This is a genomic window from Micromonospora sp. DT201 (assembly GCF_049841575.1).
Lineage (GTDB): Bacteria > Actinomycetota > Actinomycetes > Mycobacteriales > Micromonosporaceae > Micromonospora.
The window spans coordinates 1-236 of sequence record NZ_JBNCKP010000120.1 but is presented as its reverse complement, the minus strand read 5'-3'; the positions used below and the strand labels follow the sequence as shown (position 1 = coordinate 236).

Annotated in this window: 1 protein-coding gene; it reads right to left on the bottom strand. The window is 69.9% G+C overall.

From position 1 onward, the window contains the following. A partial coding sequence (locus ACLQ28_RS34650) for an acyltransferase domain-containing protein (protein ID WP_425690468.1) occupies positions 1–236 on the bottom strand: 236 nt, incomplete at both ends.

Here is a 236-nt window from a genome sequence, read left to right as displayed (position 1 = left end):
CGCGCCCACGTCACCGGACACCACCGTCGACGACGGGCCATTCACCGCCGCCACGAACACCCCCGCCGGCAGAACCAGATCAGCGACCGGCACCGCGATATGGGCCATCGCACCCTGGCCCGACAACTGGCGGATCGCCCGCGACCGCAACGCCACCAAACGGGCGGCATCCGACAACGACAGGATCCCCGCCACGTGCGCGGCGGCGATCTCACCCTGACTGTGACCAATCACCG